The sequence below is a fragment of the Luteibacter sp. 329MFSha genome, from assembly GCF_900111665.1.
GTDB lineage: Bacteria > Pseudomonadota > Gammaproteobacteria > Xanthomonadales > Rhodanobacteraceae > Luteibacter.
Genome location: NZ_FOJE01000005.1, coordinates 92,224 through 114,636 on the forward strand (window position 1 = coordinate 92,224; position 22,413 = coordinate 114,636).

Annotated in this window: 19 protein-coding genes; 11 read left to right on the forward strand and 8 right to left on the reverse strand. The window is 69.6% G+C overall.

Going from position 1 to position 22,413, the window contains the following annotated elements:
• Nucleotides 1–33 precede the first annotated feature (33 nt).
• The gene (gene purD, locus BMW54_RS17505; protein ID WP_090058689.1) at nucleotides 34–1,317 is read right to left on the reverse strand and encodes a phosphoribosylamine--glycine ligase; all 1,284 of its coding nucleotides are present in this window, start codon (nucleotides 1,315–1,317) and stop codon (nucleotides 34–36) included.
• 135 nt (nucleotides 1,318–1,452) lie between these two features.
• Between purD and blaOXA the strand changes: the two genes are divergently transcribed.
• A complete protein-coding gene (blaOXA, locus tag BMW54_RS17510) occupies nucleotides 1,453–2,298 on the forward strand; it encodes a class D beta-lactamase (protein ID WP_090058691.1) in 846 nt (281 codons plus the stop codon).
• Between the two features lie 15 nt (nucleotides 2,299–2,313).
• On the opposite strand, the gene BMW54_RS17515 is transcribed toward blaOXA, so the two are convergent.
• The 5 genes from BMW54_RS17515 to BMW54_RS17535 all read right to left on the reverse strand — a co-directional run bounded on the left by BMW54_RS17515 (nucleotide 2,314) and on the right by BMW54_RS17535 (nucleotide 9,369).
• On the reverse strand, nucleotides 2,314–3,639 hold the full coding sequence (locus BMW54_RS17515; protein ID WP_305791356.1) for an AMP-binding protein: 1,326 nt from the start codon (nucleotides 3,637–3,639) through the stop codon (nucleotides 2,314–2,316).
• A gap of 71 nt (nucleotides 3,640–3,710) precedes the next feature.
• Nucleotides 3,711–4,280: an L-threonylcarbamoyladenylate synthase type 1 TsaC gene (locus BMW54_RS17520; protein WP_090058696.1), complete on the reverse strand. Its 570-nt coding sequence runs from the start codon at nucleotides 4,278–4,280 to the stop codon at nucleotides 3,711–3,713.
• Between the two features lies 1 nt (nucleotide 4,281).
• Nucleotides 4,282–6,804: a DNA topoisomerase I gene (locus BMW54_RS17525; protein WP_090058699.1), complete on the reverse strand. Its 2,523-nt coding sequence runs from the start codon at nucleotides 6,802–6,804 to the stop codon at nucleotides 4,282–4,284.
• 98 nt (nucleotides 6,805–6,902) lie between these two features.
• The gene (gene dprA, locus BMW54_RS17530; protein ID WP_090058701.1) at nucleotides 6,903–8,039 is read right to left on the reverse strand and encodes a DNA-processing protein DprA; all 1,137 of its coding nucleotides are present in this window, start codon (nucleotides 8,037–8,039) and stop codon (nucleotides 6,903–6,905) included.
• 175 nt (nucleotides 8,040–8,214) lie between these two features.
• Entirely contained in the window at nucleotides 8,215–9,369 is a 1,155-nt protein-coding gene (locus tag BMW54_RS17535; protein ID WP_090058704.1) for a LysM peptidoglycan-binding domain-containing protein, read from the reverse strand.
• 207 nt (nucleotides 9,370–9,576) lie between these two features.
• Here BMW54_RS17535 and def point away from each other — a divergent pair, with 207 nt between their 5' ends.
• From def to rsmB, 3 genes are read left to right on the forward strand one after another with little or no spacing between them, the layout of a single operon-like run.
• Nucleotides 9,577–10,080 (forward strand): peptide deformylase, encoded by a 504-nt coding sequence (gene def, locus BMW54_RS17540; protein ID WP_090058706.1) that lies wholly within the window; start codon nucleotides 9,577–9,579, stop codon nucleotides 10,078–10,080.
• 3 nt (nucleotides 10,081–10,083) lie between these two features.
• Complete coding sequence (gene fmt, locus BMW54_RS17545) at nucleotides 10,084–11,028, forward strand: methionyl-tRNA formyltransferase (protein ID WP_090058709.1); 945 nt, start codon at nucleotides 10,084–10,086, stop codon at nucleotides 11,026–11,028.
• Complete coding sequence (gene rsmB / locus BMW54_RS17550; protein ID WP_254779449.1) at nucleotides 11,025–12,344, forward strand: 16S rRNA (cytosine(967)-C(5))-methyltransferase RsmB; 1,320 nt, start codon at nucleotides 11,025–11,027, stop codon at nucleotides 12,342–12,344. The genes fmt and rsmB overlap by 4 nt, the downstream gene beginning before the upstream one ends.
• Here the strand turns inward: rsmB and BMW54_RS17555 are convergent.
• Nucleotides 12,305–13,441 (reverse strand): glycosyltransferase, encoded by a 1,137-nt coding sequence (locus tag BMW54_RS17555; RefSeq protein ID WP_090058712.1) that lies wholly within the window; start codon nucleotides 13,439–13,441, stop codon nucleotides 12,305–12,307. The two genes, rsmB and BMW54_RS17555, sit on opposite strands and share 40 nt — an antisense overlap.
• Nucleotides 13,442–13,615: 174 nt before the next feature.
• On the opposite strand from BMW54_RS17555, the gene BMW54_RS17560 reads away from it, so the two are divergent.
• From BMW54_RS17560 to BMW54_RS17575, 4 genes are all read left to right on the forward strand, one after another.
• A complete protein-coding gene (locus BMW54_RS17560; RefSeq protein WP_175472916.1) occupies nucleotides 13,616–14,866 on the forward strand; it encodes an O-antigen ligase family protein in 1,251 nt (416 codons plus the stop codon).
• A 4-nt stretch (nucleotides 14,867–14,870) separates the two neighbouring features.
• Complete coding sequence (locus tag BMW54_RS17565; protein ID WP_090058717.1) at nucleotides 14,871–15,878, forward strand: glycosyltransferase; 1,008 nt, start codon at nucleotides 14,871–14,873, stop codon at nucleotides 15,876–15,878.
• 94 nt (nucleotides 15,879–15,972) lie between these two features.
• The gene (locus BMW54_RS17570; protein ID WP_090058719.1) at nucleotides 15,973–17,913 is read left to right on the forward strand and encodes an ArnT family glycosyltransferase; all 1,941 of its coding nucleotides are present in this window, start codon (nucleotides 15,973–15,975) and stop codon (nucleotides 17,911–17,913) included.
• Nucleotides 17,910–18,233 carry a tetratricopeptide repeat protein gene (locus tag BMW54_RS17575; RefSeq protein WP_090058722.1) on the forward strand — a complete coding sequence of 108 codons (324 nt, stop codon included), beginning with the start codon at nucleotides 17,910–17,912 and terminating at the stop codon, nucleotides 18,231–18,233. The genes BMW54_RS17570 and BMW54_RS17575 overlap by 4 nt, the downstream gene beginning before the upstream one ends.
• Here BMW54_RS17575 and BMW54_RS17580 read toward each other — a convergent pair.
• Nucleotides 18,208–19,113: an LpxL/LpxP family acyltransferase gene (locus tag BMW54_RS17580; RefSeq protein ID WP_090059070.1), complete on the reverse strand. Its 906-nt coding sequence runs from the start codon at nucleotides 19,111–19,113 to the stop codon at nucleotides 18,208–18,210. The genes BMW54_RS17575 and BMW54_RS17580 overlap by 26 nt on opposite strands.
• Before the next feature lie 65 nt (nucleotides 19,114–19,178).
• Between BMW54_RS17580 and dtd the strand changes: the two genes are divergently transcribed.
• The 3 genes from dtd to BMW54_RS17595 all read left to right on the forward strand — a co-directional run bounded on the left by dtd (nucleotide 19,179) and on the right by BMW54_RS17595 (nucleotide 22,383).
• Nucleotides 19,179–19,619, forward strand: coding sequence for a D-aminoacyl-tRNA deacylase (dtd, locus tag BMW54_RS17585; RefSeq protein ID WP_090058723.1), 441 nt, complete (start codon nucleotides 19,179–19,181; stop codon nucleotides 19,617–19,619).
• A 183-nt stretch (nucleotides 19,620–19,802) separates the two neighbouring features.
• A complete protein-coding gene (gene rpoD / locus BMW54_RS17590) occupies nucleotides 19,803–21,662 on the forward strand; it encodes an RNA polymerase sigma factor RpoD (RefSeq protein ID WP_090058727.1) in 1,860 nt (619 codons plus the stop codon).
• Between the two features lie 235 nt (nucleotides 21,663–21,897).
• On the forward strand, nucleotides 21,898–22,383 hold the full coding sequence (locus BMW54_RS17595) for a hypothetical protein (RefSeq protein ID WP_090058730.1): 486 nt from the start codon (nucleotides 21,898–21,900) through the stop codon (nucleotides 22,381–22,383).
• Nucleotides 22,384–22,413: the final 30 nt, after the last annotated feature.

Consider the following 22,413-nt stretch of genomic DNA (forward strand, 5'->3'; position numbering starts at 1 on the left):
ACGGTGGGCCGGCGCGACGGCCGCCTGCGATCGTCAGCGCCGGTCGAGCGCCCGATGCGCGATGTCGTGGCGGTAGAACGACCCTTCGAGCCCGATACCGGCGATGGCCGCATAGGCTTTCGTCCGCGCTTCCGCCAGATCGGCACCGAGGGCGCACACGGTCAGCACGCGACCGCCGGCGCTGACCGGCGCGCCGTTCGCTCCGATCGCGGTGCCGGCGTGGAAAACCTTCACGTCGTCACCGAACGCGGCGTCCGCGCCCTCGATGGGATCGCCGCCACGCACCTTGCCGGGATAGCCGCCGGCCGCGAGCACGATGCCGAGCGACGGACGCGGATCCCATTCGGCCTCGACGCGGCCGATGTCGCCGTCGAGCGCCGCTTCGACCAGTTCGACGAGGTCCGAGCGCAGGCGCAGCATGATCGGCTGCGTTTCGGGATCGCCGAAGCGCACGTTGAATTCGATGACCTTCGGTGCGCCCGAGCGGTCGATCATGAGGCCCGCATAGAGGAACCCGGTGAACGGCGCACCATCGGCGATCATGCCGGCGAGCGTGGGCTCGATGATCTCGCGCATCACGCGCGCCGAGACTTCGTCGGTCACGACCGGCGCCGGCGAGTAAGCGCCCATGCCGCCCGTGTTCGGACCCTTGTCGCCATCGTCGCGGCGCTTGTGGTCCTGGCTCGTCGCCATGGGCAACGCGCGCGTGCCATCGGCGATCACGATGAAGCTCGCCTCCTCGCCGTCGAGGAACTCCTCGATCACGACACGCGAGGACGCGTCGCCGAACGCCTGCTGGCCCAGCATGTCTTCCAGCGCCGCCTCGGCCTCGCCGAGCGTCATCGCCACGACGACGCCCTTGCCCGCCGCGAGGCCGTCGGCCTTGATGACGATCGGCGCGCCCTTCTCGCGAACGTGCGCGCGCGCCGGTGCCAGCTCGGTGAACACGGCGTAGTGCGCGGTGGGGATGCCGTGGCGCGCGAGGAAATCCTTCGCGAACGCCTTGCTTCCTTCGAGCTGCGCGGCGGCCGCGGTGGGGCCGAAGCAGCGAAGGCCTTCGCGCGCGAAACGATCCACGACGCCCGCCACCAGCGGGACCTCGGGGCCGACGACGGTCAGGCCCACACCCTCGGCGTTCGCCAGGGCGACCAGGCCGTCGATATCGGTGACGGCGACCGGCGCGTTGCGAAGTTTCGCCTCCCGCGCCGTGCCGGCGTTGCCCGGCGCCACGATGACCTCGTCCACGCGCGGGGACTGCGCGAGCTTCCAGGCCAGCGCGTGTTCGCGACCGCCGCTGCCGATGACGAGGACTTTCATGGGATTCTCCGGACCAAGGACCGCCCATTCTACCCGGCACCTCGCCCCGACTGCCCGCGAAAGGCCAGATCGCCGCCTCCGCCGCCCCTCGTAACCGGCCGAAGCTCGGGCTCCCGACCCCCGGAGATCGACCGCATGGCCCGCCTTCCCACGTTACTCGCCGCCCTGTTCGCCCTCGTGGCCTCCGCCACGAGCCATGCCGCCGCGTGGAAGGAGCATCCGGAATGGGGCAAGACGTTCGCGGACGCCGGCGTCCGCGGCACGATGCTCGTCTACGACGAGGGCACCGACAGCATGCACGTCTACGACGCCATGCGCGCCCGCCACCCTTACCTTCCCGCCTCCACGTTCAAGGTCTTCAACGCGCTCGTCGCCATCGAGACGGGGGCCGTGTCGGACGAGTTCGAGACGATTCCGTGGGACGGCAAGGTCCGGACGATGGACGGCAAGCCGAACAAGGAATGGAACCGGCCGAACAGCCTCGCCAGCGGCATGCGCTACTCCACCGTCTGGTTCTACCAGGAGGTGGCTCGCCGCGCCGGGCAGGGGCGCATGCAGTCGTGGATCGACAAGGTCGGTTACGGCAACCGCGACATCGGCGGCGGCGTCGACCAGTTCTGGCTGTCCGGCAAGCTGCGGATCTCGGCCGAGCAACAGGTCGCGTTCCTGCGTCGCCTGGCGGACGGCGCGCTGCCGTTCTCGGAGCGCGCGCAGGAGATCGTCCGTCGCATCACGATCTACGAAGCGGCGCCGGGTTACGTGCTGCACGCCAAGACGGGCTGGGGACCGCAGCTCGACGCGCGCCTCGACGGCACCGCGGAGGAGGCGGGCATCGGCTGGTACGTGGGCTGGGTGGAGCACGGCGGCAAGCGCTGGTTCTTTGCCCTGAACATGGACGTGGTGACGGCCGACGACGCGGGCAAGCGCGTCGCGATCGGGCGGGAAATCCTCGAATCGATGGGCGCGCTCGGCGATCGCTGACGCGCGAGCGCCCCGTTACAGGGCGGGCGTATCCGTGCCGCGCAGCGCCTGCAGCAGATGCTCGCGCGGCAGCTTGCCGGTTTCGTTGCGGGGCAGCGACGCGACGAGGCGCAACGGGCGCGGCAGGAACACCGGATCCATCGCGTGGCGCAGCGCCGCGAGCACGGCCTGCTCGGTCATGCCGGGCGCGACGACCAGCGCCGCGATACGACGGACGCCGGAGGCGTCGGCCTCGTCGAGCTGGAACAGCACACCGTCGCGCACGCCGTCGATCGACAGCAGGCGACGGTTGAGGTCGCCGAGCGAGGCGCGCTTGCCGGCGATTTCCAGCAGGTCGGTGTTGCGTCCGCACAGGCGGAAGCGACGGCCCTCGTCATGCAGCGAGACGATGTCGGCGAGCGCGATGGGAGCTTCCAGCTGCGGCGCATGCACGAGGGTGCCGTCCGGCTGCGGATGCAGCGACGTGTTCGCGTACAGCGTCCAGTCGTCGTCGGTCGACGTGCGGCGGCTCGCGAACACGCAGGTCTCCGTCGAACCGAAGACTTCGTACAGCGGCGCGCCGAAGCGCTGCTCGGCGGTGGTCGCGAGGTCGACGGGCATGGGCGCCGTCGCCGAGACGAATGCCGCCAGCGTCGGCAACGCGACGCCGGATTCGACGAGCGCGCGCAGGTGCACCGGCGTCGTCACGAGCACGCGCGGCTCGGGCATGCTGGCCAGCGCCGTCGCGACATCCGCGGGGAAGAACGGTCGCCCCGCGTGCACGCTCACTTCCGACAGCAGCGGCATCAGCACGGACATCTCCATGCCGTACATGTGCTGCGGCGGCACGGTGGCGACGACATCGAACGACGCGCCGATGACCCGCTCGAGCATGGCGGCGTTGCCCGCGTTGCTGGCGACGAAGCTGCCCCAGGTCTTCACGTTGGGCTTCGGCCGGCCCGTCGAGCCGGAGGTGTATCCGATCGCGACGACGGCGTCGACCGGAATCATCGGCACGATGGATTCGGGCGTCTCGTCCGCGGCCAGCGCCGGCATGCGCACGTAGCCCGACGGCGCGGGCGACAGATCGAGCTCGCCGATCGCGTACGAGCCGGGATGCCCGGCCATCGCCTCGTCCACGGCGTGCGGCGCGCGCGACGGCGGAAGCAGGTTCGTCTGGCCGCGCACGAGCAGCGCCGCGAAGGCGACGAGGAACGCGTAGCGGTCTTCGCACAGGTTCACCGCGCTATCGGCGTCGGGCAGCATCGCCGCGACGCGGCGCACGTGCGCCAGGAACACGCCGGCACTCACCGCCTTGCCGTCGCGCCACGCCACCGGGCGGGACAGCGAGCCGACGAGCAGCGGCAGGGGCGTCCCATGCAGGCGCCCGGTCATTTCATGAACGTTCGTGGCCAACGGCTTTTCCCCCCGGATCAGGCGCGGATCATAGCGCCGCTCAGGGCGTCGCGGATGACCGTCGGCCGATCGAGGCCACCGAGGGGCGCGTCCAGCGCGGCGTCGAGCCTCCCGGCGAAGTAGCGTTCGAGCGTGGCGACGTCGCGCGCCGGCGGCTCGCCATGCGGGTTCGCGCTGGTGGAGACCAGTGGCGCGCCGAAGGCGCGGCAGAGGGCGGCGGCCGGCTCGTGCGCCGTCACCCGCAGCGCGATGCCCGCATGGGCACCGGCCACCCAGTCGGGAACCTCGGCGCTGCGCGGGAAGATCCAGGTGTTCGGGCCGGGCCACGAGGCGAGCACCTGCGCCAGCACGGCGTCGGGCACCTGCGCGCGATCGATGTAGCGCTCGACCTGGGCGAAGTCCGACGCGATCAGCAGGACGCCCTGCGTCGCGGGGCGACCCTTCAGCGCGAACAGGCGCTCGAACGCCTCGCGATCGTGGGGATCGCAACCGAGACCGAACACGGCCTCCGTGGGATAGGCCAGGACGCCGCCCTCGCGCAGGAGCGCGGCGGCCGCACCGACGGACGAAAGGTCGAAGCGCCGCATGTCACTCGGCCGCGGACGACGCCGTCTTGCTCGCGGTCTTCTTCGCCGCGGCCTTCTTCACGGCCGTGGTCTTGGCCGTCGTCTTCTTCGCGGCGGCCTTCTTCGTCGCGGTCTTCTTCGTGGCCTTTTTCGCCGCGGCCTTCTTCGCGGGCGCCTTCTTCGCCGCGACCTTCGTCGTCGCCGCCTTCTTCGCGGCGGCCTTCTTGGTCGCGGTCTTCTTCGCGGCGCGACCGCCGCGCGGCTTCTTCACCGGCGCGGCGGCGAGCAGTTCGGCGCACTCCGCTTCGGTGAGCGTCTTCGGGTCGCGGTCCTTCGGGATGCGCGCGTTCTTCTCGCCGTCGGTGATGTAAGGACCGTAGCGGCCGTTGAGCACCTGCGTGCCATTGCCGAAGTCGAGGATCGTCCGGTTGGCGATCGCTTCGAGTTTTTCCTGCACGAGCTGGAGCGCACGCGGCAGTTCGATCACGTACGGATCGTCCTCGGGCTTCAGCGAGGCGTAGGTGCTGCCCTGCTTCACGAACGGGCCGAACCGGCCGATACCGACCGTGACGTCTTCGCCGGCTTCCGACTGGCCCAGAGTGCGCGGCAGCTTGAAGAGCTCCATCGCCTCGTCGAGCGTGATCGTGTGCATGCTCTGGCCCGGACGCAGGCTCGCGTAGGTGGGCTTGTCCTCGTCGTCCTTGCTGCCGATCTGCGCGTAGGCACCGTAGCGGCCGAGACGAACCGAGACAGGCTTGCCGCTCTTCGGATCGGTACCCAGTTCGCGCGCGCCGGTGGCCTCGTTGCGGTCGACGGTTTCGGTCTTGTCGTCGACGAGCGTCTTGAACGGAAGCCAGAAGCGCTCCAGCAGTGGCACCCACGCCTCCTCGCCACGGCTCACCGCGTCGAGCTCGTCTTCGAGGCGCGCCGTGAAGTCGTAATCGACGTACTGCGTGAAGTGGCCGGAGAGGAACTGGCTGACCGCGCGGCCGACATCGGTCGGCTTGAAGCGACGGCTGTCGAGCAGGACGTATTCGCGGCTGAGCAGCACCTGGATGATGCTGGCATAGGTCGACGGACGGCCGATGCCGTATTCCTCGAGCGCCTTGACCAGGCTCGCTTCCGAGTAACGCGGCGGCGGCTCGGTGAAGTGCTGGTCGGCGGCGATCTGCGACACCGGCACGACGTCGCCCTGCTTCAGCAGCGGCAGGCGGCGCTGGTCGTCGTCATCGTCGGTCTTCTGGTCGCGGCCTTCCTCGTACACGGCGAGGAAGCCCGGGTCGATGACGGTGGTGCCCGTCGAGCGGAACGCCGAGTCGCCGACCGGGAATTCCACCGACACCGTGTTCATGGTGGCGTGGATCATCTGGCACGCGACGGTGCGCTTCCAGATCAGTTCGTAGAGCTTGCGCTGGTCGTCGTTGAGGTACGAGGCCACGCTGCGCGGAATGCGCATCGCCGAGGTCGGGCGCACGGCTTCGTGGGCTTCCTGCGCGTTCTTGGACTTCGACTTGTAGACCTGCACGGCATCGGGCAGCGCGCCCTTGCCGTATTCGCGCCCGATCAGGTCGCGCAGTTCGGCCACGGCGTCGTCGGAAAGCGCCACCGAATCGGTACGCATGTAGGTGATCAGGCCGACGTTGCCTTCGGCACCGAGCGCCACGCCTTCATAGAGGCCCTGCGCCACGCGCATCGTGCGGCTGGTGGAAAAGCCCAGCTTGCGCGCGGCCTCCTGCTGCAGCGTCGAGGTGGTGAACGGCGGCGCGGGGCGACGCTTGCGCTCGCGGCTCGTGACCTCGCCCACCGTGAAGCGGCCCGCGGCCGCCTTCTCGAGCGAGGCGCGCGCCGCCATGGCGTCCTGCTCGTTGGTGAGGTCGAACTGCTCGAACTTCTTGCCGTGCAGCTTGACCAGGCGGGCGTCGAACGCGCCGTCCTTGTGGGCGAGGCCGGCCTGGATCGTCCAGTATTCGCGCGCCTTGAAGGCTTCGATCTCGAGCTCGCGCTCGACGATCATGCGCAGCGCCGGCGACTGCACGCGGCCGGCGGACAGCCCACGCTGCACCTTGCGCCACAGCACGGGCGAGAGGTTGAAGCCGACCAGGTAGTCCAGCGCGCGACGCGCCTGCTGGGCGTCGACGAGATCGTGCGAAAGCTTGCGGGGGTTGGCGACCGCTTCCTTGATGGCCTTGGGCGTGATCTCGCTGAAGACCACGCGCTGGACGTCCTTGCCTTCGAGCAGGCCGCGCTCCTTGAGGATCTCGCTGATGTGCCAGGAGATCGCCTCGCCTTCGCGATCCAAGTCGGTCGCGAGGTAGATGCTGCTGGCCGCCCGCGCCGCCTTGGCGATGGCGTCCACGTGTTTCTCGTTGCGGTCGATGACCTCGTAGGCCATGGCGAAACCGTGCTCGGGATCGACGGCGCCCTCTTTAGGCCGGAGATCGCGGACGTGGCCATACGACGCCAACACCTGGAAGTCGGCTCCCAGGTACTTGTTGATCGTCTTGGCTTTCGCCGGCGATTCGACGATGAGGAGGTTCTTTGCCATTCGTTACCGATTCCGAGGGTCGCGGGGCGAGTGGACCCCAGCTCATGTATATATTTAGTGGGAACACATCGCGCCGACGACTGTCAAGCCGCCAGCGGTCAAACCACGCGCTGGTACCGGTTTCCCGGGAGGGTGGCGGTTTCGCCTTCCAGTTCCAGAATCAGCAGCATCGACGACAGCGCCCCCGGGGAGAGGCCCGTCGCGTCCACCAGGGCGTCGAGGGAGGCGGGATCGTACCCCATGACGTCCAGCAGGCGGCGATATTCCTCATCCTGGCGCCAGTCGAACGGGGCCGTCTTGCGCCGGGGCGCCCCCGTGGCGGGCTCGCCGCGCTCCAGCCGGGCCCGCAGCTCCGCCCCCAGTTCCCTGGCCGCGGGAGCCAGGGCGGCGAGCACCTCGTCGGCGCGCTGGACGAGCCGCGCGCCGTCCGCGATCAGGGAATGGCAGCCCTCGGCCAGCGGATTGTGGATGGACCCCGGCAGCGCGAAGACCTCGCGCCCCTGCTCCCCCGCCACGCGCGCCGTGATCAGCGACCCGGAGCGCAGCCCGGCCTCGATCACCACCACACCGAGGCTGAGGCCCGCGATGATGCGGTTCCGGTTCGGGAAGTGGTGCGCCAGGGCGGGGGTGCCCGGCGGGTACTCGCTCACGATGGCGCCCTGCTCCGCGATGCGCCGCGCCAGCGCGTGGTGCTTGCGCGGGTACACCCGGTCCGGGCCGGTGCCGATGACGGCCACGGTAGGCTCGCCCGCCGCCAGGGCGGCTTCGTGCGCCGCGCCGTCCACGCCATCGGCCAGGCCGCTGGTGACGAGCAGGCCGGCGGAGGCGAGTTCCGCGGCGAAGCGCCGGGCATTGGCGAGGCCCGGCTCCAGTGCCCGGCGCGCGCCCACGATGGCCACCTGCGGCCGGAGCAGGAGCGCGGCGTCGCCCTTCACGAACAGGGCGGCGGGCGGGTCCGGGATCGCTTCCAGCTGCGGCGGGAAGTCCTCCTCCGTGCAGCGCAGAAGGCGCTGGTCGTCACCCGCCAGCCAGGCGAGATCGTGCTCGAGCGCCGCTTCGTCGGGCTGCTCGAGCCAGGCTCGGCCCTCGGACGAGAGGTTCTCGGGATGGCGCGTCAGCCAACGCAGGAGCTCGGCGGCCCCACCCCGGGCCACCAGCCCCTCGCGGATGCGGCGGGCGCCCAGGCCGGGCGTGCGCAGGAGGATCAGCCAGTTTCGGGCATCGGAATCGGTCATCCGCGCAGTTTAGGGCGCGCGGGGGAAGATCATGTCCGGGGCCGTCGTCGATCGGCGTAGGGACATTTCTTCCAGGGCCTCGGGAGGCCCGCTGTGAGAACCACGCTGGCGCGCGACGGGGGTGACTGGCGCGAGCACCCGTCGCGGCCAGGGCCGCTCCTGCGGAAGCCTCGGATTACTCGGGGAGCACCAGCTTGTCGCCCTTCTTCAGGGGGCGCAGCGCGTCCATCACCAGCGCGTAGCTGACGTGGTCGAAGGTGCGGAAGACCATGATGTGGCCACCGTACTCGTCCGGGAGCTTCACATCGGGCGAGGTGCCGCGGCGATTGTAGTTGCCGGACACCTCGTCGCTGATGGTCTCGCCCTGGCTCATCACCGTGAAGGTCGTGCCGTTGTCGACGCCATCGGCGCTGCCCGCGGAGATCGAGATCACCTGGCGGCTGCCGACGCCGTAATACGCGTCGGCGAAGCCGAGCACGCGAGGATCGGCGGGCATCGACTTCGGCGCATGCGGATAGAAATACGGGTCGTACGGCGTGTCGTCGACCTGCATCAGGCGGTCGCCCTTGCGCACTTCCAGCGTCGAATCGACCAGCACGAGGCTGGCGACGTCACCGTTGGTGGCGATCACTTCGGCCGTGCCGATCACGGACACCTCGACGCCGCGGTCCGCGCCCTTGCCGACGTGCGTGTCGTGGCGGGAGTCCTCGCGCCACGGGCTCGGCGCCATGGACACGTCGCTGTCGAGTTCGTCGGCGACGAACGAGCCGTGCGACGGGTTGTTCAGCGCGTCCAAGCCGCCGGACGAGCCGCCGTGATCGCGGAAGCGATGGGTCGGGCGGACGATCGCCCAGCGCTGGCCCGGCTGGGCCGAATCCAGGTCGCGGGCGTAGAGCTTGTTGCCCGGGGTGGCGCGCAGACGGGCTTCCTCGAAGCCGACAAGGTACGGCGCCTGCTCGACGTCGTCCGCGTTCATGACGCGCATTTCCTTGAGGAACATGCGCAGCTCGCCCAGCGGGATCGCGGTCACGGCGTCGCCGCCTTCACGGACGCGCGGCTGCAGGCCGATGCGCGGGCCGCCGCCCGTCATGGACAGGTTGAGCACGTCGCCGGGGTAGATCAGGTGGGGATTGCGGACCTGGGGGTTCGCCTGCCAGATCTCGGGCCAGAGCCAGGGCTTGCGGAGGAAGCGTGCCGAGATGTCCCACAGCGTGTCGCCCTTCCGGACGGTGTACGTATCCGGGTGGTCGGGACGGATCTGCGACGCCGCGGCATAGACGGCCACGGTGAAAAACATGCCGCCAAGCAGCATGGCGAACTTCTTGATCATGGCGGGTTTTCCCCTTTCCCCCGGTGCTGTCGCGAGTGTAACCGAATCGTTAATGGGCACAATACGTGACCCACGCTCGCCCGGCCCCCGGCGCGCGCGTAGAATAGGAGGCCATCCTATCGTCGCCGCTGCTTGGATTTCGCCGATTTGCCCGCAAATCCGCGGACAAGGCGCCGCACCGGCCCGTGAACAGTTCAAGGTGACACCGTGTCCACCCTCACCATCCTCGAGTTTCCCGATCCGCGCCTGCGCACCGTCGCCGCGCCCGTCACCGAGTTCGACGCCGAGCTCAAGCAGTTCGTGGCCGACATGTACGAGACCATGTACGCCGCCAATGGCGTCGGCCTCGCCGCCACCCAGGTGAACGTGCACAAGCGCGTGCTCGTCGCCGACATGAGCGACGACCGCAACGAGCCGATGGTGCTGATCAACCCCGAGATCCTCGAGAAGGACGGCCAGCAGGTCTATCAGGAAGGCTGCCTGTCCTTCCCCGGCATCTATGCCGACGTGACCCGCGCGCTGCACGTGAAGGTCCGCGCCCGGGACGTCGAGGGCAACGAGATCGTGGTCGAGGCCGAAGGCCCGCTCGCCGTCTGCATCCAGCACGAGATGGACCACCTCGCCGGCAAGGTGTTCGTCGACTACCTGTCGCCGCTCAAGCGCGGCATGCTGCTCAAGCGGATGGAGAAACAGCGCAAGGCCAGCGCCTGACCCATGGCGGTCCGTCCCTTGCGCGTGGTGTTCGCCGGCACCCCTGATTTCGCCGTGCCCTGTCTCGCCGCCTGCCGCGCCTCCGGCGCCGAGGTGGTCGCCGTCTACACGCAGCCCGACCGCCCCGCGGGTCGCGGCCGCAAGCTGGCCGCGAGTCCGGTGAAGGAAGCCGCGCTCGCCGCCGGCATCCCCGTCGAGCAGCCCGAATCGTTCAAGGCCGAAAGCGACCGCGAGCGCCTCGCCGCCTACGCGCCCGACCTGATGGTCGTCGTGGCCTACGGCCTCATTCTTCCGCGCAAGGTGCTGGCGATTCCGGCGCTCGGCTGCTGGAACGTGCATGCCTCGCTGCTGCCGCGCTGGCGTGGTGCCGCGCCGATCCAGCGCGCGATCCTGGCCGGCGACAGCGAATCCGGTGTCGACCTGATGCAGATGGAAGCCGGCCTCGATACCGGCCCGGTGCTCATCGAGCGCCGCACCCCGATCGCGGCGGACGAGACGGGTGGCAGCCTGCACGACCGCCTTTCGGCGCTCGGCGCCGATGCGCTCGCCGAAGGCCTGCGCCGCACGCTCGCCGGCGAGACGCTCGCCGCCCGTGCGCAGTCCGAGGACGGCGTGATGTACGCGCACAAGCTCGACAAGGCGGAAGCGAAGCTCGACTTCGGCGAGCCGTCCATCGCGCTGGAGCGCAAGGTCCGCGCTTTCGATCCCTGGCCCGTCGCCGAGGCCGATGTCGGTGGCGAGCGCCTGCGCATCTGGGCCGCGCGCGCCGTCGAAGGCGTCGCGGGGGCCGAGCCGGGCCGCATCGTCGCCGCCTCGCGCGAGGGCATCGACGTGGCGTGCGCCGAAGGGGCGCTGCGCCTGCTGGCCGTGCAGCGCGCCGGCGGACGGCGCATCGGCATCGCCGATTATCTCAACGCCCGCCCGGAGCTGAAGCAGGCCGCGTCGTGAGTCGCGCGATCTCGGTACGCGCCCTCGCCGCCGAAGCGCTGGCGGACATCGCGCTGTCCGGGCATTCGCTGCGCGAGGTCGCCGATCGCGCCCTGCCGCGCCTGCCGGACTCCCGCGACCGCGCCCTGCTCACCGCCCTGCTCAACGAGGGCGCACGCTGGTGGCCGCGGTTCGACGCCGCGCTGGACCGCCTTCTCGACAAGCCCATCCGCCGCAACGAACCGGTGATCCACGCGTTGCTGGTGACCGCGCTCGTGCAGCTCGAGGTGCTCGAACTGCCGGCCTACGCGTCGGTGGCCGCCACCGTCGAAGCCGTGCGCGAGCTGCGCCGCCCGCGCCTCGCGGGACTCGCCAACGCCGTGCTCCGCCGCTGGCAGCGCGAACGCGACACCCACCTCGCGGCGCTCGACGCGACGCCGGCCACCCGCCACGCGCATCCGGCATGGCTTGCCGACGCGATCGCGGCCGACTGGCCCGACCACGCCGACGCCGTGCTCGCCGCGGCGAACATCGAGCCCCCGCTCATGCTGCGGGTGAACCGGCGAAGGGCGACGCGCGACGCGGTCGCCGAGGCCCTGCGCGGCGCGGGCCAGACGGTGGAACCGCATGCGTGGCTGGTCGACGCCCTCGTCCTGCCGCACAGCACGGACGTGACGCGGCTGCCCGGCTTCGCGGAAGGCCTGTTCGCGGTGCAGGACGGCGCGGCGCAGGTGCCGGCGGACCTGCTCGACCTCGCCGACGGGCAGCGCGTGCTCGACGCGTGCGCGGCGCCAGGCGGCAAGGCCTGCCACGCCCTCGAGCGCGCCGACGTCGCCTTGCTCGCCGTGGAGTCCGAGGCGCGGCGCGCGCCGCGCATCCGGCAGAACCTCGAACGCCTCGGCCTCGATGCCCGCGTGGTCGTGGCCGATGCCGGCGATACCTCGGCGTGGTGGGACGGCCGCCCGTTCGAACGCGTGATGATCGACGCGCCCTGCTCGGCCACCGGCGTCATCCGCCGGCGGCCGGACGTCCGCCTGCACCGACGTGCCGCGGACATCGACGCGCTCGTCGCGCAGCAGGGCCGCATCCTCGCGGCCTGCTGGGACACGCTCGCTCCCGGCGGGCGACTCCTCTACGTCACGTGCTCGCTGCTGCGGCGGGAGAACGAAGGTGTGGTCGGCACGTTCGTCGCCGGACGCGACGACGCGAAGGTCGTTCCCTTCAGCCTGCCGGTCGGACAGCCGGCCGCCATCGGCTGGCAGATCCTGCCCGGCGACGGCGACCTCGACGGGATGTATTACGCCTTGCTGGAAAAGTCGGCGACGAGCGCCGCGTAAACCGCTTCGGTGGCGTCCACGAAGCGTTCCATGCCGAACTCCGCTTCCGCATGCCGACGCGCGGCGTCGCCCATGCCGGCAAGCGTGCCGCGCGCCGCGAGCAACGCACGCAACGCGGCCGCGATCGCCGCGCGGTCGCGTGCACGCACCACCCAGCCGTCCTCGCCCGGGCGGATGTTCTCGGGCAGACCCGCGTAGTCGCTGACCAGCACCGGCTTGCCCATCGCCATCATCTCGCGGCAGGCGAACGAGATCGTCTCGACATCCCACGACAGCACGAAGCCCGCGTCCAGCGCGGCGACCATGGGCCGCACATCGGTCAGGCGGCCCGTGAAGCGGACCTGCCCCGCGACACCCAACGCCTCGACCTTCGCCAGGTCGTCGCTGCCGGGCATGCCACCGGCGAGCACCACGCGGAAACGATCGCGTTCGTCGGGCGCCAGCGAGGCGAGCGCCTCGACGAGATCCATCCAGCCCTTGTAGCGCGCGGTGCCCGCGTTGCTGCCGATCAGCAGGGGCGGCACGTCGGACGGCGGCGCCAGCCACGCGTCGCGTGCCGCCGGATCGGGCGGACGCGGCGCGAAGCGATGGATGTCGACGCCGTTGAACACCGTCGCCACGCGGCACCGGGCATACGGCGACGCCAGCACCTGGCGGCGCACGAACTCGCACACGGCGATCACCTGGTCCGTGCCGAAGCGCGAGCGCCAGCGGTGACCGATGCCCGTCATCGGCTTGGAGTTGTGCTTGGTCAGGACGATGGGCGGCCGGGGGCGCATGCCGCGCCTGGCGGACATCGCCAGGCGGTGGTCCGCCGAGCCGTTGACGTGCACCACGTCGAAACGTTCCCGCCGGAGGTACGCCGCCAGCAGACGACGCGCCTCGCGCCGGGCCGCGAGCCGGCGCAGGCCGTTCGGAAACGGCTGGTCGACCACCGTCACGCCCGGGATCTCGCGCGCCTCCCGGTTCAGCCGGCTGCTGGCGGGCGCGGCCACGTGGACGTCGTGCCGGCCGGCGAGGCCGCGCGCGAGCCCGACGATATAGGTGGTGTGGCCGCCGCCGTCGCCATCGTGGAAATTGGTGAAGAGGAGCTTCATCTCGCGGAGCCGGTCGGGGGAACGTCGAAGCTGAATTCCCGCCCGCCCGCACCGGGGCTCGAGGGCGGCATCGGCCGTCCGGTAAAGTACCATGCCCTCGCATGCTCCCCCGACGACACCGGTCGTCATGGGATGCGGCCGCCGTGCCGTCCCGACGTTTTAGCCAGGTGCCGAGTGCTCGACAAAAACAACCCGTGGCGCATGTGGATCGTATCGCTGCTGATCGCGGTCACTCCCCTGACGTTCGCCCTGCCCCTCAAGGCCAAATCGGTGCCCGCCGCCGCCCTGCTCCTGCTGGGGCTGTGGATGCTGGCGCGCGATGCGGAAGCGCGCCGGGCCTGGCGCCGCGCCGCGTGGGTCACGGTTCCCGCGGCGGCCGCGTTCGTCTTCTGGCTCGTCAACACCGCCACCCACGCCATTCCATGGCGCGAGTTCGACGTCATGTCGCACCTGCTCGCGTTCCTCGTCGTCGCGGCGTGTTTCGCCGCGCCGCTGCGCACCGACGTCCTCCGGCTCGGCATCAGCATCTCCGCCGGCATTCTGGGCGTGATCTGCCTCGAACAGCACTACGTCGAGGGCATCGATCGCGTTTACGGGGTCAACAACGGTCTGTGGGGCGCCATCGAGTTCGGCATGTTCATGCTGGTCCTCTCGCTGATCGCCATCGCGCAGGCCCTGCGTGCCGGCCTGCCGCGCTGGGAGCGCGTCGTCCACGCCCTGCTGGCGCTGCTGGGCCTGTACGGCGCCGTGCTCACGCAGAGCCGCGGCCCGTTGCTCGCCTTCCTGCCGGTGTTCGCGATCGTCGTGCTGATCCAGTCGCGCCGCAGCGGCCGCTGGCGGCAGGGCGTGCTCGTCCTCGTCGTCGGCGCGCTGCTCGCCGGCGTGATGGCCCTGCAGGGGCAGATGCTCGATCGCCTCGAGGCCGTGAAGCACGAGGTCGCGACGTACGGCGAGCAGGAGACCCAGGGGGCCGTGCGCGAACGCCTGGAGATGTGGCGAACGGCCAGCATGGCGATCGAGACGCATCCGCTGACCGGCGTCGGCATCAATCAGTTCGGCGGCTACGCGCGGGCGCGCATCGCCGAAGGCGAGGTCAGCGCCACCGTCGAGCGCTACGACCACCCTCATAGCGAATACCTTGAGTGGGCCGTGACCGGTGGCATCCCCGGGCTGCTTCTCCTGATCGCGCTCTTCGGCGGCGCCATCGGCTTCTTCGGCCGGCACGCCTTCGACCGCGACGACGCCATCGCCATGCCCGCCTGCGCGGGCCTCAGCACCGCGTGCATGTACGCGCTTTGCGGCCTGACCGACAACGTCTTCTACCGGCCCATGCCGCATTCGCTCTATTTCTTCCTCACGCTGGGCTTCGCGGTCTACGTCGCGCGCATGCTGGCGCTCCGTCCACCGGCGACGGAGCGGGTCTGAGCCCATGGCCTGGATCAACCTGATCGCATGGAACAACGGCCGTGGCCTCGCCCACGACATCCGGCTGTTCGAGCAGGCGCTGCGCGACCTCGGCCACGACGTGGTCGTCACCCAGGCGCCTCGGCGCACCCACGGTCTGCCGTGGCGCGCGTACGGCGCGCGGATCGCCATGGCGTTCCGCTGGATGACCGGCCGGGGCCCGCGGCGCTTCGATCTCGGACTGACGATCGAGCACGTCCATCCCGGCTACCTGGCCATGTCGCGACGCAACGCCTTCGTGCCGAATCCGGAATGGCTCAGTCGCCGCGATCGTCGCCACCTCGACCGCTTCGACGCGATCCTGTGCAAGACCGACAGCGCGATGGCCACCTTCGGCGCGCAGGGCCTGCGGACGGCGAAGATCGGCTTCATCAGCGACGACTGCCGGCGTGACGGCATCGTCCGCGATCGCGACTTCCTGCACCTGGCCGGCGGTAGCCGCATGAAGGGAACCGAGCGGCTGCTCGACGTCTGGCGCCGGCATCCGGAATGGCCGACGCTGCACGTGTACCAGTCGCCGTCGGTGGCCGCGACCGACCGACCGCCCGCGGCACCGAACCTGGATCACCGGGTGACGTTCGTCCCGGACATCGAAGACATCCGACGGCTGCAGAACACGCACCGCTTCCACCTCTGTCTTTCCGAGGCCGAGGGCTGGGGGCATTACATCGTCGAGGCGATGAGCTGCGGCGCCGTGGTGCTGGCGACGGACGGCGCGCCGATGAACGAGCTGGTCACCGACGACCGGGGCATCCGGGTGGCAGCGCACGAAAACGGCACGATGAACGCCGCGACGCTGTGGCATTTCGACGACGAGGCGCTGGAAGCGTGCGTCGAACGGATCGTGCGCATGCCCGACGCCGAGGTCGAGGCATTGGGGCAGGCGGCGCGCGCGTGGTACGAGACCAACCAGGCCGGATTCCCCGAGCGCCTCGGCCGCGCCCTCGACGAACTGCTGCGCCGGACACCCTAGACATGGCCGCGACGAGGGGAGCTGTACCACTCCGGTCAGCCAGGACGGCCGTCCTGCGTTTAGAATTCATGATCCTCTTACGGTGACGACGCCCTTGTCCAACAGCGCCTATACCCGATCGGAGCACCTTCGCGCCCTGTGGCCATGGCTTCCGCTGTGGTGCGCGATGGCGCTGCTGGCCATCTTCGCCCACGGCCCCATGCCGATGTTCTCGACGCGGACGCTCGCCGTCGCCTGGGAAATGTGGGCGCATGGCCACTGGCTCGTGCCGCACATCAACGGCGAGCCGTACAGCGAGAAGGTGCCGCTGCTCTTCTGGATGATCCATGCGGGCTGGGCGGTGTTCGGCGTCAGCGACGTCTGGCCGCGCGTGCTCGAGGTGATCGTCGGCGCGGCGCAGCTCATCCTCGCGTCGGCGCTCGCCAGCCGTCTGTTCCCGGCCCGGCCCTGGGTCGCGAAGGCGACGCCATGGCTTTTCATGGCGCTCGCCTACTCGTTCCTGTTCGGCCTGCAGATCATGTACGAGGTGCTCCTCGGCGTCTGGGTGCTGGCCGCGCTGCTCTGCCTCACCCCGACCGCCACGCGCGCGTCGCCGCGCTGGTGGCTGTTCGGCCTGATGGTCGGCGCGGGACTGCTCACCAAGGGCCCGGTGATGGCGGTGCACGTGCTGTTCCCGCTGCTGCTCGGTCCGCTGTGGAACGACTGGGCGCGGCAGAACAAGGCGCGCTGGTACGGCTTCGGCGTCCTCGGTCTCCTGATCGGTTTCGCGATCCTGCTCGCCTGGGCGATCCCTGCCGGCGAAGCCGGCGGCGAGGCCTATCGCCAGCGCCTGTTCTTCACGCAGACCGCCGGCCGCGTGGTCGAGACCCATGCGCGCGACCTGCAGAATCACGCCCGCCCGGCGTGGTACTACCTCGTGTTCCTGCCGGTGCTGCTGTTCCCGCTCAGCGGCTGGCTGCGCGGCATCGTCGCCGTCCCGACCGCGCTGTTCCGCCGGCCGTGGCATGCCATCACCCGGCCCGCGCTGATCGTCGCCGTCATCGCGCTCGTCCTGCTGCTGGCGTCGGCCGCCGGCGCGCCCTTCCCGGGCTGGGTCGACAAGGTGCTCGTCGTCCTGTTCGCGGTGCCGCTCTTCGTGGCGCTGCTGCGCCAGCCGCTCGAACCCGGCCTGCGCTTCCTCGTCGCGTGGCTCCTGCCCACCCTGCTCACGTTCTCCCTGATCACGGGCAAGCAGCTGTACTACGTGATGCCGGAGCTGGCCGGCGCGACCATGCTCGTGGCGGCCTCGGTCGCCGACCTGCGCGAACGCCACAAGGGCCTCGCCTCGCATTACGCGCTGGGCACGTGGCCGCTGTCGCTGGGCGCGTTCCTCCTGGCGATCGCGCTCTTCGTGATGCCCTGGATCGTGCCGACGCGCTTCCCGGACAACATCTGGCTGACCGGCATGGCGCCGTACGCCCGCTTCTTCGGCGTGATCTTCATCGTGCTCGGCGCGCTGTTGCTGCTGCGCGGGCGCGGCGAGATGCGCCGCCTCGCCTTCGCGGGCCTGATCGGCACCGTGGCCCTCAATGCGCTGTTCACCCTCGGCCTCTGGTACCGCTACGACCTGGCACCCGCCTCGCTCTTCCTCGCGCAGGCCGATGCGGCCGGCCGCCCGATCGGCAACCTCGGCGTCTCGTACAACGGCCAGTACCACTTCGCCGGCCGTCTGATGCATCCGATCGCACGCATCAACGTGGTGCCGGGCATGCCCGCGCAGGCGGACGACGATGACGACGAAGTGCGCGACGGCGACAGCCTCAACGACTTCGCGCGCCACCATCCGGACGGCGTCATCGTGTCGTACGCGAAGCATCCGCCGGCCAACGCGTTCCGCTACGCGCGCCTGATCCAGCCTTCGCGAACCGGCTGGCTGATGATCTGGGACGCCGCGACGCTCGACGCACTGCTGGATGGTCGCGTGCCGCCGGAGCCGAAGCAGCCCACCCTGCTCTACCCGCAGGATTACTGGCGCACCCGGACGGCGGCCCGATGACCGCCTCCCTCGTCGAACGCCTGCGCGAGCAGATCGGTGGCGTCCGCGACGGGGCATTGCTGCGCTTCTCGCTCGGCAACGCGCTGCTCGGCGAGGGCGCGTACGCCGAGGCCGCGCAGTCGTTCCGCGACGCGCTGGACTTCGATCCGGCCTATTCGGCGGCCTGGAAACTGCTGGGCAAGAGCCTGCTCGCCATGGACGACGAGGCCGGCGCGGCCGCCGCGTGGACCTCGGGCATCGAGACCGCCAACGGCCGCGGCGACATGCAGGCCGCGAAGGAAATGACCGTCTTCCTCAACCGGCTTTCGCGGCCGCGCTGACCTTGTAGGGATCCGGCCGGTCGTGGGCCGTGTAGCGCTTGTAGTGCCACTGGTACTGCGGGAACGCGCGCGTCACGCAGGCCTCGACGCCGCGGTTGAGCGCGGTGCAGGCCACGTGCAGGTCGGCGCTGTCGATGCCCTCCGGTGCCGGCAGCACATGGATGCGGAAGCCCTGGCCATCCGGCAGGCGCTCGGCGAAGCTGAAGAGCACGATGGCGCCGGTACGCGCCGCCAGACGCGGCAGCAGCACCATCGTCAGGGCGTCCACGCCGAAGAACGGTGCGAACTCGCCTTCGCCTTCGCGAGGCTTCTGATCGGGCAGGATACCCACGGTGCCGCCGGCGCCCAGTCGCTTGAACAGCGTGCGCACCCCCGCGCCCTCCGCGCGCACCTGCTCCGGCGCCAGCTTGCCGCGGACCTTGCGCAGCAGCGCTTCGATCGCCTGGATGCGCGGCGGACGGTAGAGGATCGCCATGGGCGTCCTGCTGCACAGCCAGTAGTTCAGGAGCTCCCAGCAGCCCAGGTGCGGCGCGGCGATGATCACGCCCTTGCCCGACGCCAGCGCCTGATCGAAGAGCTCGCCGCCGACCACCTCGCGAACCAGCCCGAGCGACTTCTCGGCGCCGCCGCCCCAGATCGCGGCGACCTCGGTCACCGACTTGCCGGACTCCTCCATCGTGCGGACGAGCAGGTCATGGCGCTCCGCCTCGGACAGCTCCGGGCGGGTCAGCCGCAGGTTCACGGCGCTGAAGCGCGCGCTGCGCGAGTTCGAGCGCAGGGAGCGGCGGCCGATCCAGGCACCGACGCGATGGACCGTGCGAAGGGGAAACAGGCTGACCAGCCTGAGCAGGAGATAGAGAAGATAGATATCCGGGCGCATCCGCCGGAGTGTAACGCGGCCGCGTTCGCCATTAAGCTTGGCCGCCATCCGCCGCTAAGTCTTCCATGATTGCTCTGATCCAGCGGGTCGAATCCGCACGCGTCGACGTCGAGGGTGAAACGGTGGGTGCCATCGGCGCCGGACTGCTCGCGCTCGTCGCCGTGGAACCCGGCGACGGCGAGGCCCAGTGCCGCCGCATGCTCGAGCGCCTGCTCGGCTATCGCGTGTTCTCCGATGCCGAGGAAAAGATGAATCTCTCGCTGGCCGATACCGGCGGCGGCCTGCTGCTGGTCAGCCAGTTCACCCTCGCCGCGGACACCCGCAAGGGCATGCGGCCCAGCTTCACCACGGCAGCGCCGCCCGAGGAGGGCCGGCGCTGGTTCGACCGTCTCGTGGCCCTGGCGCGCGAAGCCAGGCCGGGGGTGGAAACCGGCCGCTTCGGTGCCCATATGAAGGTACATCTGATCAACGACGGCCCGGTCACCTTCCGCCTGGAGGTGCGCTGAGGCGTCACTGCGCGGGGCATTCCGCCCCGATCCTCCCCCTCGTCGCCACGCCCGGAAGTCCGGCGGGACGCACCGTCTGGCGCGATTCTTGCGTTGGCCCGACGAGGCCGATCCACTTGAAAACTGGTCAAAAAATCATCAAATGACTATACTGATCGGTTCCTGTAACCCGCGGCGGTCGGCATGACTAATAAAGCTCACGAGCAACAGTCTGAAATCAAACAGCTCATCTCCAAGGGTCTGGAGCAGGGCTACCTGACGTATGCCGAGATCAACGACCACCTGCCCGACGACATCGTCGATCCGGAGCAGATCGAAGACATCATGGCGGTGCTCAAGGGCGTCGGCATCGAGGTCCACGATTCCGCCCCCGACACCGACACGATCTCCGACGGCGCCGCGCCGGGTACCAGCAACGACGACGAGTCCGCGGCCGAAGAAGCCGTGGCGCTCCTGTCGGCCGTCGACGCCGAGGTGGGCCGCACCACCGACCCCGTCCGCATGTACATGCGCGAGATGGGCACCGTCGAGCTGCTGACCCGCGAAGGCGAGATCGCCATCGCCAAGCGCATCGAGGAAGGCCTGAGCCAGGTGCAGACCGCGCTCGCCAGCTTCCCGCTCACCATCCAGCTGCTGCTCGAGGAATACGACCAGCACGTCGAGGGCAAGCGCCGCCTGTCCGAAATCCTGGCCGGCTTCGCCGACCTGGAAGAAGCCGCGGATGCCGCCCAGGCCGAGGCCGATAACGCCGTGGCCGACGACAGCGACGCCGAGACCGACGACGACGAAGTCGAAGGCGCAGGCGAGGAAGAAGAGGCAGGCCCGACCGGTCCCGATCCGGAAGAAGTGAAGCGCCGCATGGAAGAACTGCGCGCCCTTCACCAGAAGTTCCAGAAGGCCGCGCCGAAGGCGGAGATCAACGACAAGAAGGTCGCGAAGATCCGCGAGCAGATGTCGGAAGCCTTCCTCAACCTGAAGCTCCCGTCGGCGCTGATCGACAGCTTCGTGCGCAAGCTGCGCGAAGTGGTGAACGACATCCGTCACCACGAGCGCGTGCTCATGGACATCTTCGTCAAGCACGTGAAGATGCCGCGCGCCGAGTTCCTCAAGAGCTTCCCGTCGAACGAAGGCAACCTCGAGTGGGCTGCCGAGCTGTCGCGCAAGCGCCAGAAGTGGTCGCCGAACATCAAGAACTTCCGCGAGCAGATCGACGGCGAGCAGGAGAAGCTGGCGCAGATCGAGCGCACGCTGTACCTGCCGCTGACCGACATCAAGGAAATCAACCGCGCCATGTCCGTCGGCGAGGCGAAGGCCCGTCGCGCGAAGAAGGAAATGGTCGAGGCCAACCTGCGTCTCGTCATCTCCATCGCGAAGAAGTACACCAACCGCGGCCTGCAGTTCCTCGACCTCATCCAGGAAGGCAACATCGGCCTGATGAAGGCGGTCGATAAGTTCGAATACCGCCGCGGTTACAAGTTCTCGACGTACGCGACGTGGTGGATCCGCCAGGCCATCACCCGCTCGATCGCCGATCAGGCCCGCACCATCCGCATCCCGGTGCACATGATCGAAACGATCAACAAGCTCAACCGCATCTCCCGCCAGATGCTCCAGCAGTTCGGCCGCGAGCCGACGCCGGAAGAACTGGCGAAGGAAATGGAGATGCCGGAAGACAAGATCCGCAAGGTCCTGAAGATCGCGAAGGAACCGATCTCCATGGAAACCCCGATCGGCGACGACGAAGATTCGCATCTTGGCGACTTCATCGAAGACACCAACGCCAGCTCGCCCATCGAGTCGGCGACCGAGACGGGCCTCATGGAAACCGTGCGCGACGTGCTCGCCGGCCTCACCCCGCGTGAAGCCAAGGTGCTGCGCATGCGCTTCGGCATCGACATGAACACGGATCACACGCTGGAAGAAGTCGGCAAGCAGTTCGACGTCACCCGCGAGCGCATCCGCCAGATCGAAGCCAAGGCCCTGCGCAAGCTGCGCCACCCGAGCCGCTCGGAAACCCTGCGCTCGTTCCTCGATATCGACTGATACCGACGAAAGGCGACGCGACGAAAACGCCCGCGCAAGCGGGCGTTTTTTTTGGCTCCGCGCGGACCGGCCCACGCCCCCTCATCGTTATACCGGCGCACGCCGGTATCCACGTCGATGCACCCGGTTATCGCGACATACCCACCGCTCCTGATGCGACTCCAGACAGTGGCGCCCCCCCACACCCAAGCTCTAATACCCCCAGGCGTCCCAACGCCCACCAAGGGGAAATCTCATGGACAAGAACGTCGTCCTGCTCATCGCCGGCACGATCCTCGTGCTCTTCGTGAAAGCGGTCCTGAGCCGCCAGCGCCGTCCGAAAAACGCGTTCTTCAGCTGCGGCCGCTGCCGCAAGACGACGCGCCACGACAACCGCACGATCCGCGCATGGCAGGCCGGCAAGGACAGGTACTTCTGCGCGACATGTCACCGCGCATGGCTAGCCACGCGACCGGCGCATGAGGCGCCCCGATCACCCTCCGGGCCGCGACCCTCGCAGGCGGCGCCGCACCCTGACGACGCACCCCTATCACGCGGCGCCGCGACGAGGCGCACCGATGAGGCACCCCGCCGCGACGCTGCCGAGGCAAACACGCGCCCGCCGCCCGTGTACCGAGGCTCACCCCGGGGCTCGAAAGGTTGCCTCGGCATGGTCATTCTCATCATCGGCCTGCCGATCGGCATCGCCCTCGCCTGCCTGCACTACGCAACCAGCAGCTGACAAAAGGCGCACCGCTGATCAACGGAGCGA